Consider the following 15,011-nt stretch of genomic DNA (forward strand, 5'->3'; position numbering starts at 1 on the left):
GAGATCGCATGACGACGCCGCTGCGCACCCCGCCGCCCTCGGTCGAGGTCGACCACCGCGCGGACGGCTCGATCCTGCTGCGCTCGCCGCTGCCGCTGCCGCGCGTGCGCCAGTCGCTGCCGCATATCTTCGACGAGACGGCGGACGCGCACCCCGACCGGCTGTTCATGCGCCAGCGCACCGCGCCGGGCGGGCCGTGGCGCGACATCAGTTATCGCGACGCGCGGCGCGCCGCGAACGGCCTCGCGCAATGGCTGATCGACCAGGGGCTGCAGCCGGGTGCTTGCGTCGCCTATCTGTCGGCGCCGTCGATCGAACATGGCATCGTCGCGGTGGCGACGCAGCGCGCCGGGATCGCCATCGCACCGGTCAGCGTCGCCTATTCGCTGCTGTCGACCGATCACGCCAAGCTGCGCGCCTGCATCGTCAAGCCGGGGGCGAAAATTGTCTTCGTCGACGATGCGACGATGTTCGGGCCGGCGATGCGCGCGCTTGCCGACCTCGATGTAAAGTTCGTCGCAGTGAAGGGCGCGGCGGAGGGTATCGAGGCGGTGCCGTTCGCCGAGGTGATCGCGACCGAACCGGGGCCGGAGGTGGCGCGGCGCATGGCGGCGATCACCCCCGACATGACCGCGCGGATCATGCACACCTCGGGATCGACCGGCAGTCCCAAGGCGACGCCGCAGCCGCAGTCGAACATGACGCTGACCGTCGCGCAGATCGAGGCGATCGGCCTGCTCGATTTCGGCGGCGAGGGGCCGCAGCATCTGGAGGCGATGCCGTTCAGCCATATCATGGCGGGCAACTTCAACTTCGCGAACGTCATCCGCGCCGGCGGCACCATCCACATCGATGACGGCAAGCCGACGCCCGAGCTGTTCCCGCGCACCATCGCCAATCTGCGCGAGGTGTCGCCGCATTTCTTCATCACCGTACCGCTCGGCTATGTCATGCTGTGCGACGCGATGGAGGCGGACGATGCGTTGCGCGACAGCTTCTTTCGCAACATGCGCTACATCGGCTTCGGCGGCGCGGTGCTGCCGGAGGCGGTGAAGGACCGGCTGCTGGCGCTGTCGCGCGCCGCGCTCGGCCATGAGCTGCCGATCTTCTCCTTCTACGGCGCCACCGAATATCTGTTCGGCACGCTCAAATACTGGACCGGCGGGCGCACCGACGTCATCGGCCTGCCGCTGCCCGGTACCGACCTGAAAATGCAGCCGGTCGACGGCCGCTACGAACTGCGGGTGAAGGGGCCGACTTTGATGCCACGGAGCGGCTATCTCGGCGCGCCGGAAGCCTCCGCCGACCTGTTCGACGACGAAGGCTATTACCGCACCGGCGACGCCGTGCATTTCGCCGACCCGGACAAGCCCGAGGAGGGCCTCGTGTTCGGCGGCCGCATCGCCGACGACTTCAAGCTGACGTCGGGCACTTTCGTGTCGGTTAACGCGCTCCGGAACGACCTGATCGACGCCGCCGCGCCGCTGCTCCGCGAGGTGGTGCTCTGTGGCCTGAACGAGGCGCATGTCGGCGCGCTGGTGTGGCCGTCCGACCCGGGCTTGCCCGACCTGCGCGAGCGCGTGACCGGCGCCATCGCGACCTTCAATGCAGGGCAGAGCGGATCGTCGCGGCGGATCAAGACCGCGATCATCGAGACGCAGCCGCTGTCGTTCGATGCCGGCGAGCTGACCGACAAGGGCAACATCAGTCCGCGCGTCATCCGCAGCCGGCGCAGCGACGCGGTCGCCGACCTGTTCGCCGACGCGCCGACCCGCGACGTGCTGGCCTTCTGACCCGCATCGAGAACCGCGTCGTCCGCCTCGTCACCGTCGACGACGGCGACCGACTGCAGGTGCGTGGCGCTGTCGAGGACCGCTTCCACCATTTCCGTGTGTGGGCCGATTGCGATCTGGCCACCGGCACTGTCGCGGCGGCCGGGGTCGACGCGGTGCGCTTTCCCTATACCGGCTGCCCGGCGGCGGGCGAGCGGTTGGCGCTGCTGGCCGGCGCGCCATTGGCGCCGCGCGCCAGCGCCTATTTCCGCGATCTCGATCCGCGCCAGCAATGCACGCATCAGCTCGACACGCTGGCCCTGGCGCTCGCTCTCGGCGCGCGTGGCGTGCGGCAGCGGCGCTATGACATGCGCGTCGAACTCGATGGCGACGCGACGCACGGCCAGCTCTGGCAGGACGGCAAACCGCTGCTTGAGATGACGCTCGACGGCACCACAATCCTGTCGCCACCGCGCTTTGCCGGTCGCGACCTCGGTTCGGGCTTCACCGGCTTTGTCGCAACACTCGATCCCGAAGAGGCCGACGCGGCATTGGCGCTTCGGCGCATGGTCTTCGTCGCGCAGGCCAGTGCGATGAACCCGCAGCTCGACGAGATGGCGCATGCGCCGATCACCGGCGGCTGCTGGGTACAGCAGCCGGAAAATGCCCTGAGGGTGGCGCGACTGAACAATGCGCATCCGCTTGGCACCGGTCTCGATGCGCTCGCCATCGATGACGATGCGTTCCTGATGAACGGGGTGTCGGCTGGCTCCCGATAAGGGCGCCGGTCAGGCGGGCCGGTTGCCCATCAGCTCGCCGAGCCGCACCGGCCGCTCCGGTGCCCAATCCGCGTTGAAGGCAATGGCGCCCGGCCGGAACAGCATCACCACGGTCGAGCCGAGCTGGAAGCGGCCCATTTCCTCGCCTTGCTTCAGTTCGATCGGCCGGTCGGCGTAAGTCCATTCCGCCACCTGGCCGGTACGCTTCGCGTTGACGACGCCGTGCCAAACCGTCGCCATGCTGCCGACGATGGTGGCACCGACCAGAACCATGACGAAGGGGCCATGCTCGGGCGAGTCAAACAGGCACACGACGCGTTCGTTGCGCGCGAACAGGTTCGGCACGCCCCGCGCCGTCGTCGGATTCACCGAGAACAGCGCGCCCGGCACATGGATCATGCGCAGCAGCCGGCCGTCACAGGGCATGTGGATGCGGTGATAGTCCTTGGGCGACAGGTAGAGGTTGGCGAAGCTGCCGTGGCGGAATTCAGCGGCAAGGGCGGGATCGCCGCCGACCAGCGCGGTGGTGGTGAAGCGGTGGCCCTTCGCCTGCAGGATATGGTGATCGTCGATTGCGCCAAGCTGGCTGATCGCGCCATCGACCGGACAGAGGAAGTCGGCCGCCGCCAGCGGCCGCACGTCGGGCCGTAGCGGGCGGGTGAAGAAGTCGTTGAAGCTCTTGTAGGTAGCGAGGTCGGGGTTGGCCGCTTCGCTCATGTCGACGCCGTACTTGCCCGCGAACCAGCGAATGAGCCGCGTGGTCATGGCGCCGCCCTGCGCGCTCGCGATGCGGCCGGCGAGCGTGGTCAGCGGCTGCTTGGGCAGCAGATGCTGGGCGAGAATCTTCAACCGGTCGGACATCGTGAACCTCGTGGCGGGGGGGAAAGGCCGTTACCATGCCCCCGCGCAACGGGCGACTCAGTCGCGAGCCGGGCGAAGCATCGTGCGACCCGCAGTATGCGCGTCGACGGCGGCGCGGCTGAACAGCATCGGCTGCATCTTGCCAGCGATCCACGGCGCGTAGAGGTCGCGATAGTGCGGGGAGCGCGGATCGTTGGAATTGCCGGCGAGGTTGAGGAACAAGGAATTATCCCAGGCGCCGACGTCGATCACCTGCAGATAGCTGGCGCCGCCGCTGACGTTCCAGCCGCCGCGGCGCACCCAGCGCGCCATGACCGTGTAGGAATCGCCGCCCGACCCCTCCCCCTCGATCGCCGGAAAGGCGGCAGTGATCGCCGGGATGCGCCACAGCGGATGGCGGATCTGCACCTGGTGTAATGCGTCCCAGCGCCAGGCAGCCGGGTCCGTGCCGAGCGTTTCCTGCGCCTGCGTCCAGGCGGCGGCGAGCGACGCATCGACCATCGCATCGCGCGCCTTGGCGGGTTCGGCGCCGAGCCGCTGGTCGGGCTTGGCGAGGAAGCCGAGCAGCACCGAGGGGGCGATCTCATCGACCAGGCCGCGCGCGCGTTCGGGCACGATCTGCGCGAGGACGCGTCGGCCGAGGTCGCGCCAGAATATCTGGTAGAGGGCGGCGGGCGCGCTGTCGGCCGCGAGCCGGCCGTCCCAGCCGCGCAGCATGGCGAGCGCCGGCGCGGCAGCGGGCGAAGCGGTTGCGGGAAGCAGGGCGACCAGCTGGCGCGCCGGCGTCGAGATGGTGTCGTTGAGCAGGGTGATGCTGTCGGCGATGCGGTGCTTCGGTTGCGCCGACAGCACCTCGGCGATCCGGTCGTAGCGATAGGGGTCGCGGAACGAGAAGGCGGGGATGCGATCGCGCGGCCAGTTCGCCGGCAGGTTGTTCTGGTTTGCCGAGGCGAACCAGCCCTTCGCCGGATTATATTCGCTGGGCAGCGCGCGGAAATCGCTCACCCCTGTCCAATCGTAGCGCCCATCGCCCGGCACCGGCATCAGCCCGTAGCCACGCCGGCGCTGCGGCACGAAGCCGATCACCTGCCAGCCGTGATTGCCGTTCACATCGGCATAGTGGAAATTGGTCGGCGAAGGATGGAATCGGAAGGCGGCGGCGCGCAAGTCTTCCCAGTCGCGCGCAAGGTTGATTGCGATCATCGCGAAGGCGCCGCTCGCGCCGGGCTGCAGGTCGACCGAGGCCAGCACGGTGGCACGGCGCTTCGCCGGGTCGTGAGCGACCACCGGACCCTGCACGGCATAGCGCAGGGTGGCGGCGTGTGGCGCGGCGCCCTTCACCGGGACCGAAATCTCGACGCGCTCGAACGTGCGCCAGCCGGTGCCGTGGCGATAGCGCTCCGGATCGTCGGGATGCAGTTCGAAGACGAACAGATCCTCCTGATCGATATGGAAGTTGGTGCGGCCGAAGGCGAAGCGGTCGGTGTGGCCCTGCATGATCCCGGCCAGGCCGGGGTTGCCGCCGCCGATCACGTCGAGGCCCGGCGCCGTCAGATGCACGACGTGGCGCGGGCCGAAGCTGCCGATGCCGAGGTGCGGGTCGTTGGTGAGGATCGGGCGCCCCGTCGCGGTGCGCTGCGGGCCGATCGTCCAGGCGTTGCTGCCATCATTGCCGCGGTCGGGCTCATCCCGCGGCACCAGCGAGGCGAAGGGCAGCGGCCCGATGCCCAGCACGCCGAGGTCGGCTTCGGTGATGGCGGCGGCATCGAGCCCTTCGGGCACTGCTAGAGGCCAGGCGGGGCGCAGCGGTGCCATGATCGCATCGAGATCGAGCAGGCCCATGCCGGCGAGGCGGGCGCGCCGAACTTCGTCCGTGACGCTGCCGGCCGACACGCCGCGGCCGAGCACCAGATCGACGATGTCCCATTTGAGCGGCGCGACGCCGAGGATGCCATATTCGAGCGGGAGGGCGGCAGGGTCGGCCATCACTTCGTCGATGCGGGCGTTGATGCCCGCCACATAAGCGCGGGCGCAGGCGAGGACATTCTCCGGCACCTTCGCCAGTTCGGCCGTGGGATCGCCGCGGTAAAGAAACAGCCGCGCCACCGCATCATGCGGGGCGAACTCGGGGCCGAACGCCTCCGCCAGCCGCCCCATCTCGCGCCGGTGCGCGAGGTCGAGTTGGAACAGCCGGTCGCGCGCGACGACATAGCCCTGCCCAAAGAAGGCATCAGGGATCGACTGCGCGCGGATATGAGGGACGCCCCACTTGTCGTCGACAATGTCGATCGGCGCCGTCAGGCCAGCCGCAGTAACCTGCCGTGGGGCTGGCGCGCCTGCAGCGTGGGCGCTGTGCAGAACCAGCATCGTCGCGGCCGAGCCGAGCAGAAGCGAACGGCGGGTGAGCATCGGATCAGATCTCCGGTGAGGGGCAGCTCAACCTAACGAGGCTAGCGCCGCCGGTCACATCACAAGCGCTGGTGCGACCATAGGAACAGGCTATGCCAGCCACGGCGGCAGGGTTTCGTCGGCGAGGAAGGTGTCGCTCCCCCGGCGCGGGCGGACCACCGCCCAGGCGTCGCCGTCGACCAGCACTTCAGGCGTCAGCGCGCGCGAGTTGTAGGTGCCGGCCATGGTGGCGGCATAGGCACCCGCCGTGCGGATCACCATCAGGTCGCCGGCGGCGACGCGATCGATGCGGCGCGCCTCCGCGAACACATCGCTGCTTTCACACACCGGCCCCACCACATCGGCGAGCATCTCCTCGCCATCCGGCACCACCGCGCTGATCGCGTGCCAGGCATCGTAGAGCGCGGGGCGCATCAGGTCGTTCATCGCGGCATCGACGATGACGAACGGGCAGTTGGGGCCGTCTTTCACCCGGATGACTTCGGTGAGGAGGACGCCGGCATCGCCGACGATCAGCCGGCCGGGTTCGAAGATCAGCCGCACGTTCCAGCCACGCGTCAGCCGCGTGATCAGCGCGCCATAGTCGGCCGGGCTCGGCGGCGGCGGGAGCGTCGGATCGTAGCGGATGCCCAAGCCGCCGCCGACGTCGGCGGTCTGGATGGCATGGCCCTGCGACCGCAGCTCGGCGATCAGCGCGCCGAGCTTGATGATGGCGGCCTCGAGCGGGGCGAGGCTGGTGAGCTGGCTGCCGATATGCATCGCCACGCCCTTGAGCTCGAGCCCGGGCAGATTGCGCAGCGCCGCGCAGGCGGCCGCCGTTTCGCCGATCGGAATGCCGAACTTGTTGTGCGCCGACCCGGTCGAGATTTTCGCATGCGAGCCGGCGTCGACATCCGGATTGACGCGAAAGGCAACGGGCGCCTTCAGCCCCATCGACAGCGCGACCTCAGACAGCATCTCGGCTTCGGCAAAGGATTCGAGGTTGAACTGGGCGAGGCCGCCCGACAGCGCGCGCCGCATTTCCGATGCGGTCTTGCCGACGCCTGAAAACACGATCCGGTCGGGCGCGATCCCCGCTGCGCGGGCGCGGTCATATTCGCCGCCCGACACCACATCGGCACCAAGCCCCTCGCGCGCCAGCGTGCTCAGCACCGCGATATTGGGGTTGGCCTTCACCGCATAGGCGATCAGCGGGTTGTCGAGGGCGGAGAGCGCGTCGCGAACGGCCCGCGCCTGCTGCCGCATCGCCGTCGCGGAATAGACGAAGACCGGCGTGCCGACCGCCTCGGCGATTGCCGGCAAGGCCACGCCCTCGCAATGGAGCACGCCGTCGCGGAGGTGGAAATGGCTCACCGCTCGCCCCCTCCTTGCCGGGCCGTTGGCATTGGAAACAAGTAAGGCCGCGGCCTCGCGGCCGCGGCCTTACAAAAGACCGTCCCGCTTAGCGGAACTTCAGGCGGATGCCGGCCCGGAACGCACGCCCCAGCAGGTCGCTGTAGGTGCTGTTCGCCGCGAGCCCGGTTTCGGGCAGCAGGATCGGATCGGCATCGAACAGGTTGGTGACGTTGAAGAACAGCTCGCTGCTCTCGCTTCCGAACATGGCGAATTTCTTCGTGATGTTCAGGTCGACGTAGAAGGCCCCCGACACAGTGTTGTCGTCATAGGTCGGGAACTGCGTCGTGGAGAGCGGGCAGCCGGTCGAGCATTCGACGCCGTTTGCCACATATCTGCCGGCGCTGACGCCGCGGCCGACGGCGGTGACCGAATAGCTCGACGTGTCATAGCTGGCGCTGACGCGGTAGATCCACTTCGGCGTGCTGTACTGGCCGCCGTTCACGCCGACCGTGTTGAGCGGCACGACGCCGGCGATGCCGGTGTTGGTGATGTTGTCGATATAGCGTGTCGCCAGCCCGCGGAACGTCAGGCTGCCCTCGCCTTCGACGAACAACCCCGGCACCTCAGTGCGATAGGTCGTCTCGAAATCGACGCCGCGCACCAGCTTGCTGGCGAAGTTGAACGGCTGGTTGCGGATGATCAAATAGGGCGCCGTCGGCGTCGACCGGATCGGATCATTGGTGATCGCGTCGCAATATTGCTGCAGCCCCTCGAAGCAGCGATTGACGATATCCTGCGCGCTGAGGCTGTCGATCACATCGTCCATCTCGATGCGGAAATAATCGACCGAGGCGGTGAAGCCGGGCAGGAAGCTCGGCGACAGGATGGCGCCGATGTTGAGCGAATCCGCCTTTTCGGCATCGAGGTTAGGGTTGCCGGTCACGACCGCCGAATAGCCGAAGGTCGCCGGCCCCGCCGCCGGATTGGTCGCGCTGAAGCCCGGGTTGCGGACGGAGTCGCTGTTCGCGGTGCCGGCCTGGAACAGTTCGTTCAGGTTCGGCGCGCGAACGTCGCGAGAGCGGGTGACACGGAGGCGAATGTCCTCGATCGGCTGCCAGGTCGCGCCGGCGCGCCACGTCGTGACATAGCCCGCGGTCGAATAGTCGGTGGCACGCACCGCGCCGTTGAACTCAAGCCCGGTGGCCAGCGGGACCACAGCTTCGAGATAGGCTTCCTTGACGTCATATTTGCCGCGGCTGGCCAGATAGTTGCCGACCGACCAGCGGTTGGTGGTAGTCCCGTTGGCGTTGATGATCGGCTGGAAGTCCGCGGGCACGAAGCCCTTGATTTTCTCCTCACGATACTCCGCGCCGACCGCGACGCTGACGTCGCCGGCCCAAGTCTCGAACGGCGAGAAGGCGAAGTTACCGCCGCCGACCTTCTGTTCGATGGTCTGGTCGCGATAGGGATCGCCGAGCACATAGTCGATCGCCGCCTGGTTCGCGACGCCGAGGCCAAGGCGGTTGAGCGGCACGCAGGCCGCATCATTGTTGGTCGTGCTCGCATCGACGTTGATGCGGCAGGCGATCGGGCTTGCCGTGTTGCCGGCCACCGAGAAGACCGCGTCGGTCGCGTTGGCCATGCGCGTCAGGTGCATGATGTCGCGCAGCTGCTCGCGCAGGTCGGCACGGCCATATTGGCCGTAGATGTCCCATTTCGCGGCGTTGCCGAACGCCTCGATTTCGCCCTCGGCGCCGATCGTATAGCGCTGCACCTCGCGACGGTTGTCGACGCCACGGAACGGAAGGTCCGCCGCCGTCGTCGCGAGCGTCACGGTGCCGACGCCGGTGAGCGAACGGCCGGCGGCATTGAAGGCGTTGATCAGATAGGCATTATCACGCTGCAGCGTGATGCCGGTGGCCAAGTTGGGGCCAGCGTTGAAGCGCACGCGCTGCCGGTTGTACGAGGCCTCGGCGAACAGTTCGACGCCGTCGCCGACCTCATAGCTGAGCCGGCCGAAGAAGCTGCGGCGATCGTCTTCCGGATCGAGGCCGATACGGCGGCCGGAATCATTGACCTGCCAGCTGCCGCCCTGCGTCAAGGTCGGTGCCGCGGCGCCGGTCGGCGATGGGAAGGTCAGCGCGCCATACTGATACTGGAGGATCTGTCCATTATCCCCGAAATAGAGGCCACGCAGGTTGTTAGCGGCGAGGCCGCTGCCGGCGACAACGGCGTTGCCGGTGATGAGGCCGCCCGGCGTCGAGTTCGCCGCGCCGACCTGCTTGCGGATCAGGAACTGCGGGGTGGTGCTGGTCGTCGTCCAGGTCGGATCCTGGATGCGGACGAAGCCGGTCTGGTTCCAGCCGCGGTCCACGTCGAAGATGCCGTCGCGATGCGCGATCTCGGCGCTGAACAGTACATGGCCGCGGTTCTCCGCGAACGACATGCCGCCGGCGCCGCCGAACGAATAGTTGAAGCCGTCTTCGCGGCTGGTGATGCCGGTATCGGCTTCGAAATTGAAGCCCTCGAACTTCTTGTTGAGGATGAAGTTCACGACGCCGCCGACCGCGTCCGAACCGTAGGTGGCCGACGCGCCGCCGGTCACGACCTCGACGCGTTCGACGAGGGCCTGCGGGATGGTGTTGACGTCGACAAGGCCGGTGATCGTCGAGGGCACCGAGCGGCGCCCGTCGAGTAGGATCAGCGTGCGGACCTCGCCGAGGTTGCGCAGGTTGAGCGCGTTGATGCCGGCCTGGCCGCTGCTGAGGTTGAGGCGTGAGTTGGACGGACGCGTCGACCCGGCGAGCGCCGGCAGCTGGTTGACGAAATCGGCGATGTTGTTGGTCGGCGACGTGTTGGCGATATCTTCGGTCGACAGCACGGTGAGCGGCGTGGGCGCCAGATAGCCGTCGCGCGCGACGCGGGTGCCGGTGACGATGATCTGCTCTTCGCCCGCTGCAGCCGTCGAAGCGGCCTCGGCGGTCTCCGTCTGCGCCGACGCGGTACCGGCCATCATCAGGGCGGCCAGTGCCGCGCCAGAGAAAAGCCCATTTTTCAACGACATCCCCATTCCCGCTTCCCCTCTGCGATCCCTCACCGCATTAAGTAACAACGGTGTAACGAAGCGGCATAGTTTCTTTTGGCATAGCCATAACCTCTAGCCATTGGGCCGTGACAGATGTGCAACAATGATTGAGGCCCTTGCGGAGCGGGCGTTCGCACCTGCAGCTGCCGCTGTTGCCGCGAGGCGTGTCCCCGGAGCAACGCTTGGCGTGGTCACCGCTGACGGACAACGGGCGGTTCGCGTGGCCGGCAAGGCGGCGCTGGTGCCGGAGCCGGAAGCGCTGACGGCGGATCATTGGTTCGACCTCGCCTCGGTCTCCAAGGTCATCGCTACGACGACGATGGTACTGACGCTCGCCGAACAGGGCCGGCTCGATCTCGACCGGCCGCTGACCGATGCCATCCCGGACCTGCGCCAATATGATGTCGCCAATGCCGCCGAGCGGAGGCTGACCTTCCGCGACTGCCTCGCGCACCGCAGCTTCCTGCCGGCGGTCGAGCCGATCTACACCTATGGCGGCGATCCCGATCGCCTGCGCGCCTTCGTCCTGCAACGCGAATGGCGCCACGGCCCGGCGGTGTATTCGGACATCAATTTCATCCTGCTCGGCATCGCGATCGAGCGGATCACCGGCGCCCCTCTGTCGGCTTGGCCGCTCGGCCCCGGCCTAAGCTACGGCGCGCCGCCGGCGTTGTCGGTGGCCACCGAAGCCTGTAGCTGGCGCGGACGCGTCATGAAGGGCGAGGTGCACGACGAGAATGCCTGGGCGCTTGGCGGCGCGGCGGGCCACGCCGGTCTGTTCGGAACGGTGGCCGGGGTGCTCGACCATGCCGCCGGCGTGCTCGACGGCAGCGGCGCCTCGCCGTTCATGATCGAGGCGATGCGCACGCGCGTCCACGCAAACCGCACCTGCGGCTGGGAGCGGCGCTTCGACGGCTGGCACGGCGGCGACCGCTGCTCGGACGAGACCATCGGGCACACGGGCTTTACCGGCACCGGCCTCTGGATCGACTTCGATCGCGGACTGGCCTGGACCTTGCTCACCAACCGCGTCCACCCGACCCGCCACCGCGACACCGGCATCGTCGACTTGCGCCGCGCGACCGGCGACGCGGTGATTGCCGCCTGGGACGAAGGCTAATTCGCCTCGGCGATCAGCGCGAGCGTCGCATCCATCACCTTGGTCGCCCCCGCGTCGGCGGGAACGTCGTTGGCATAGAAAGAGAAGATCAGCGTCTTGCCGCTGCGCGCGGTCAGATAGCCTGAGAGCGCATTGGTGGCGTTGAGCGTTCCCGTCTTGGCGAACAGCCGCCCTTGCAGCGGGGTGCCGACAAAGCGACGCGTGAGTGTGCCGTCGACGCCGGCGATCGGGAAGGTCGCGCGCCACGCCGCCCCCCAAGACTGCGCGGTCGCCCAGCGCAGCAAGGTCGCCATCGCGCGCGGTGACTGGCGGTTGTAGGTCGACATGCCCGAGCCGTCCGACAGGTCCCAGCCGGTTCGTGCCACACCGGCACGCTCCATCATCGCGGCGACCGCCGCCACGCCGTCCTCGATCGACCCCGTGCCGGCGACAAGCCCGGCGCGGCGGAGCAGCAGGTCGGCATGCAAATTCTGGCTCACCTTGTTGACGTGGGTCAGGTCGAGGGTCAGCGGCGGCGGGATCAGACGCGCCAGCGCTTCCGCTTCGGCAGGTCGCACCGGCGGCGGGCCGGTGCGCTCGGTCGGATCATCGGACGGCGCGAAAGGACGGTGGCGTGCTTCGGTGTCGCCGGTGACGCGGACGCCGCGCGCCTCGAGCAGCGCGCGCAATCGCCACGCCGCGAAATGCGCCGGGTCGTCGATACCGAGCTTCAGCACTTCGGGCTCCGCACCTGTCGCGATCGTGCCCGTGAGGCGAACCGCGCGGCTGTTGGGGAAGCGATGGAACGACAGATCGGTCTCGCCCTGCGCGACCGTGGTGGCGAGGTTTTCCACCTCATAATAGGGCAGCATCTCGAGCGAAGGCGGCTGCCCCACCGCGCCCGGCGTGGCGCGGATCGGCAACTCATTGTCGTCGATCGTCAGCGCCGAGATCGCGGTACCGGAGCGGGTCTGGATGTTGTTCCAGCTCATCCCCGGGCTCCAGCGCTGGTCGGGAAACAGCGTGTCGTCGCCGATGATGTTGCGCACCTTGCGCGTCCGCGCCGCGACGGCGTCGGCAAGCGCGGCGAGGCAGTTGCTGGTGCAGTCCGGCGCGCTCGACAGCCGCGCGTCGCCATGGCCGGTCAGGATCACGTCGGCCGGCTTGCGCCCCCGCGCCTCCAGCCGCACCGAGGCGCCGCCTGCCGCGTCGGGCGCGTCCAGTCCGCTCATCGTCGCGAAGGCGACCGCGGTGCTGAGCATCTTGGTGTTGGAGGCCGGGATAAAGCGGTTGTCGGGATTGACCGCGACCAGTTCCTTGCCGTCCTCGGTGGTGACCAGCAGGCCGAAGCGAGTGCCGAGCGGTGCGGCGGCAAGCGACGCCTCGACGCGCTGCTGGAGCGTGTTCTCCTGCGCGGCAGCCGGCGAGGTGGCAGCGAGCGACAGAGTGGCAAGGGCGACGAAGAGGTGGGAGCGAAGAGCTGGCATGCGCGGAGCCTAGGGCACATCGCGGCCCGCGCAAGACGACCCCGCTCATACAGAGCGTTTCCGCCGCCATAACGAGAAGGCATTCCGGCATATCCGCGCTTGCGCCAGGCCGGCCTGCGCGCACACGGTAGAGGCATGAATATTCGCCTCTTCTGCCGCCTGTGGGTCGCCGTCATCGGGCTCGCGCTTGCCCAGCCCATTGCTGCGCAAGGGCGTGACCCCCTCTCCGACCTGCTGGCGCTGCCGACGGCGAGCGGACTGGTCGGCGCGCGCGACGTGGCGCGTTTCGCCTGGGTCGAGAACGCCGCCGGCGTGCGCAACATCCGGGTGGCGGAGCGCGGGCAGCCGGCGCGCCGCCTTACCGCCTTCACTGAAGATGATGGCCAGCTTCTCTATCACCTCGCTTTCAGCAACGACGGCGCCGCCCTCGCCTTGGTGCGCGGCGGCGACGACGAGTATCCCGACGAGGGGAACCGCCCCAACACGAGCACCGCGCCGACCACGCCGGAGCAGCGGCTATTCGTGGTCACGGCACAGGGCGGTACAGCGCGCGATATCGGCGAGGGTCACTCGCCGGTCTTCTCGCCCAATGGCGACCGACTGGCGTTCACGCGTCGCGGCGAGATCTGGCTCTGGCCGCGCGGCGGAGAGTCGAAGCGGATCGCCAAGGTGCGCGGCGAGGTCGGCCGCCTGAGTTGGTCGCCGGACGGGACGCAGCTGCTGTTCGCCGAAGATCGCGGCGACCATGGCTATGTCGCGGTGATCGATGCGACCGGGCAGCGCCTCCGCTACCTCGACCCCGCCGCCGCGCAGGCGATCGAGCCGGTGTTCTCGCCGGACGGACGCGAGGTCGCCTTCATCCGGCACATGTCGCCGCCGACCGGCGCGGCGCCCGACAGCGGCCCCTATTGGTCGATCCGCGTCGTCGATCTGGCGACGGGCGCGGCGCGCGCCCTGTGGACGGCGCCGGCGGGACAGGGCAGCCGCTACGCTGGCACGCGGGCACGCAATCTTTTCTGGAGCAAGAGCAGCCGGATCGTGTTCCCGTGGGAGCGGAACGGCTGGCTTCATGTCTATGCGATCGACGCGAAGCGCGGCGGCGCGCCGCAAGCGCTGACCAGCGGCGGCGCCGAAATCGAGAATTTCACCGTCGACGATAAGCGCGACACGCTGCTCTACGCCGACAATTCAGGCGATATCGACCGCCGACAAATCTGGCGCCGGCCGCTCGGCAACGGCGCGGCGGTGCGGCTCGGCACCGACGAGGGCATGTACTTCTTCCCGACCACCGGCGGCACCGAAATCGCGGCGATCGCGACGAGCGTGTCGAGCCCGGCGCATCCGGTCCTGCTCGGCGACAAGATCACGCCGCTAGCCGAGGTGCCCATTGCCGCGAACCTCATCACGCCCGAGGCGGTGGCGTTTCGCGCGAAAGACGGCGTCGAGGTTCGGGGGCAGTTCTTCCGCGCTCAAGGGACGGGCAAGCGCCCCGCACTAGTGTTCATCCACGGCGGCCCGCGCCGGCAGATGCTGCTCGGCTTCCACCCGTCGGGCTATTATTCGAAAACCTATGCGATGAACCAGCATCTGGCCGCGCTCGGCTATCATGTGCTGGCGGTGAATTATCGCGGCGGCACCGGCTATGGTCAGGCGTTCCGCGAGGCAGCCGAGACGGGGCGCGAAGGCGCTTCGGAGTATCGCGACGTGCTGGCCGCCGGCCGCTGGCTCGCGGCGCGCGAGGATGTGTCCAGCGTCGGCGCCTGGGGCGGCAGCTGGGGCGGCTATCTGACCGCGCTGGCGCTGGCGCGCGACAGCGAGCTTTTCGTGAGCGGCGTCGATCTTCACGGCGTTCACTCGATGCTGCGGCCGGTGCCGAACACGCTGTCGCCGAAGGCGCAGGAACGCGCGCGGCAGTTGCAGTGGGATTCGTCGCCGCTCGGCGCCATCGACAGCTGGCGATCACCCGTGCTGCTGATCCACGGCGACGATGATCGCAACGTCGATTTCGCGCAGACACTACTGCTGTCGCGCGAGCTGACGGCGCGCGGCATTCCCTATCGCGAGCTGGTGTTTCCCAACGAGCGACACAGCTTCTTCGGCCATGAAAACTGGCTGCGCGCGCTGCGCGCCACCGAAGACTTCCTTGACCTCACGCTGAAGCGGCGGCAGCCACTTCCATAGGCC

9 protein-coding genes are annotated in these 15,011 nt (G+C 68.3%); 4 read left to right on the plus strand and 5 right to left on the minus strand.

Translation table 11 applies throughout. The annotated features are described in order from the left end of the window. The first annotated feature begins 8 nt into the window (after positions 1-8). Positions 9-1,793 carry an AMP-binding protein gene (locus ACFOMD_RS10225; RefSeq protein WP_380860831.1) on the plus strand — a complete coding sequence of 595 codons (1,785 nt, stop codon included), beginning with the start codon at positions 9-11 and terminating at the stop codon, positions 1,791-1,793. A 5-nt stretch (positions 1,794-1,798) separates the two neighbouring features. Next, positions 1,799-2,551: a hypothetical protein gene (locus ACFOMD_RS10230; protein WP_380861039.1), complete on the plus strand. Its 753-nt coding sequence runs from the start codon at positions 1,799-1,801 to the stop codon at positions 2,549-2,551. Positions 2,552-2,560: 9 nt separating this feature from the next. Here ACFOMD_RS10230 and asd read toward each other — a convergent pair whose 3' ends face one another. The 4 genes from asd to ACFOMD_RS10250 form a co-directional block, all read right to left on the minus strand. Continuing rightward, complete coding sequence (gene asd / locus ACFOMD_RS10235; RefSeq protein WP_380860834.1) at positions 2,561-3,412, minus strand: archaetidylserine decarboxylase; 852 nt, start codon at positions 3,410-3,412, stop codon at positions 2,561-2,563. Between the two features lie 57 nt (positions 3,413-3,469). Further along, positions 3,470-5,821 (minus strand): penicillin acylase family protein, encoded by a 2,352-nt coding sequence (locus ACFOMD_RS10240; protein WP_380860837.1) that lies wholly within the window; start codon positions 5,819-5,821, stop codon positions 3,470-3,472. A 90-nt stretch (positions 5,822-5,911) separates the two neighbouring features. Then, positions 5,912-7,174, minus strand: a complete 1,263-nt coding sequence (gene lysA / locus ACFOMD_RS10245) for a diaminopimelate decarboxylase (RefSeq protein WP_380860840.1) — start codon at positions 7,172-7,174, stop codon at positions 5,912-5,914. Positions 7,175-7,262: 88 nt separating this feature from the next. Continuing rightward, entirely contained in the window at positions 7,263-10,220 is a 2,958-nt protein-coding gene (locus ACFOMD_RS10250) for a TonB-dependent receptor plug domain-containing protein (RefSeq protein ID WP_380860843.1), read from the minus strand. Positions 10,221-10,344: 124 nt separating this feature from the next. Here ACFOMD_RS10250 and ACFOMD_RS10255 point away from each other — a divergent pair, with 124 nt between their 5' ends. Next, positions 10,345-11,361 carry a serine hydrolase domain-containing protein gene (locus ACFOMD_RS10255; RefSeq protein WP_380860845.1) on the plus strand — a complete coding sequence of 339 codons (1,017 nt, stop codon included), beginning with the start codon at positions 10,345-10,347 and terminating at the stop codon, positions 11,359-11,361. On the opposite strand, the gene dacB is transcribed toward ACFOMD_RS10255, so the two are convergent. Beyond that, positions 11,358-12,827: a D-alanyl-D-alanine carboxypeptidase/D-alanyl-D-alanine endopeptidase gene (gene dacB, locus ACFOMD_RS10260; RefSeq protein ID WP_380860848.1), complete on the minus strand. Its 1,470-nt coding sequence runs from the start codon at positions 12,825-12,827 to the stop codon at positions 11,358-11,360. The genes ACFOMD_RS10255 and dacB overlap by 4 nt on opposite strands. A 135-nt stretch (positions 12,828-12,962) precedes the next feature. Between dacB and ACFOMD_RS10265 the strand changes: the two genes are divergently transcribed. Then, the gene (locus ACFOMD_RS10265) at positions 12,963-15,008 is read left to right on the plus strand and encodes a S9 family peptidase (RefSeq protein ID WP_380860851.1); all 2,046 of its coding nucleotides are present in this window, start codon (positions 12,963-12,965) and stop codon (positions 15,006-15,008) included. The last annotated feature ends 3 nt before the right edge of the window (positions 15,009-15,011 follow it).

Source organism: Sphingoaurantiacus capsulatus, assembly GCF_042648405.1.
In the GTDB taxonomy this organism is placed as follows: Bacteria; Pseudomonadota; Alphaproteobacteria; order Sphingomonadales; family Sphingomonadaceae; genus Sphingoaurantiacus; species Sphingoaurantiacus capsulatus.